This window comes from Candidatus Streptomyces philanthi (assembly GCF_059553635.1).
On sequence record NZ_JCANQV010000562.1, the window covers coordinates 1 to 1,749 of the forward strand.

General features: G+C 76.0%; 2 pseudogenes. One reads left to right on the forward strand and one right to left on the reverse strand.

Annotated features, from left to right (window positions below):
• Positions 1–244: pseudogene (locus AC51EU_RS30205) on the reverse strand (hypothetical protein); the annotation flags it as partial.
• A gap of 400 nt (positions 245–644) precedes the next feature.
• Here AC51EU_RS30205 and AC51EU_RS30210 point away from each other — a divergent pair.
• A pseudogene (locus AC51EU_RS30210) lies at positions 645–1,749 on the forward strand (DNA-binding protein); the annotation flags it as partial.

Here is a 1,749-nt window from a genome sequence, read left to right on the forward strand (position 1 = left end):
GCGGTGTGCCCGGACCGCTCACCCCGGCCTCACGTTGCGCGGCCGTCACCCGGGCCTCGGGCGTCCCCAGCCGGGACAGCGTCCGTTTCACGCCGGAGACCGAGTCCGTCTTCTGCGCCGCGATCTCGGCGCGCAGATCGGCCACCAGCCGCATCCGTTCCCTGGACGGCAGCCCGCGCTGCTGGGCCAGGTCTCCCACCCGGCTCAGATAGTCAAAGACGAGCTGCTCGCTCTCGATCCCCACGAAATCCCCTGCGGCGTCCGCTGGTTGTCGCCCCGACGGTACCCTCTCCCCCTGCCCCGGCACCCCGGACGGCACACCCGGCGCTCCCTGCCTCCGACGCCCCGCCCCTGGTCACGGGGCCGTCGGGACACAAGGGCCCGTCCCTGGCCACATACGCGAACGCCCCGCGCAACGCCCCCGTACCGCTCCTCCGGCCTCTCCCACCGGCACGCGCCTTCCGGCCGACACCACCTCATCCCGCCTCCGCCACACCAGCACAACGGGTGTCCTCCGTCCCCTCGCCCCTTCCTCCCCCACCAGGACGACCCCCGCCCCGGCACCACCCGCCACCACCTCCCCTCCCGCAACCCGCCCGCCCGCACCACAGCCCCCGGCTCCGGTCCCGGCTAACGTAGAGCGGATGACAGACACGCCCCGCACCCTCGCCGAGGAGCTTCGGACCCGCACCGACGACGGGCTCGTCGATCTGCTGCGGGCCCGTCCCGATCTGCTCGGCCCGGTGCCCGGTGATGTCACCCAGCTCGCCACCCGGGCGGGGACCCGGGCCTCGGTCGTCCGGGCCGTGGAGCGGCTGGACCGTTTCGCCCTCCAGACCGCCGAGGCGCTGGCGGTGGCGCCCGACCCGTGCCCGTACGACGTGCTCGGCGCGCTGATGGCGGGGGACGACGGGGACGAGCGGGTGGCGGCCGCGCTGCCCGGCGCGCTGGCGGCACTGCGCACCCAGGCGCTGGTGTGGGGTCCGGACGACCGGCTGCGGCTGGTGCGTACGGCGCGCGAACTGCTCGCGCCCAGCGCCACACACCCCTCTCCCACCGGCCTCGGCCCGTCGGTCGCCGAGGCCACGTCCGGGATGTCCCCGGGCCGGCTCCAAGAGATCATCGCCGCGGCCGGCCTGCCCGCCACCCACGACCCGGTGACCGCGATCACCGCGCTGACCTCGCTGTTCACCGACCACGCCCGGATGGCGGCGCTGCTGGGCACCGCGCCGCCCGAGGCCACGGCCGTCCTCGACAAGCTGGTCTGGGGACCTCCGTACGGCGGGGTGACCGACCGTCCGGCCCCGCACCTCCAGTGGCTGCTCGACCGCGGTCTGCTGCTCCAGGCCGGGCCCCGCAACGTCGTCCTGCCCCGCGAGGTGGCGCTGCATCTGCGCGCCGGGCGTGCGCACCGCGCGCCGGAACCCGTACCGCCCGCGCTCTCCCCCACCACCGCCCACGACCCCGCGCTGGTGGACTCCACGGCCGCGGGCCAGGCGCTCACCGCGCTGGCCACCGTCGAGGACCTGCTCAAGGAGTGGGACCTGGGCGGCCCGCCGGTCCTGCGGGCGGGCGGGCTGAGCGTCCGCGACCTCAAGCGGACCGCCGCCGCCCTCGACACCACGGAGTCCCTCGCGGCGTTCTGGGTCGAACTCGCCCATTCCGCCGGTCTGCTGGCGTCGGACGGCGAGGCCGACGAGCGGTACGCGGTGACCCCGGCCGCCGAGGAGTGGCGCGAGCTGCCCGACG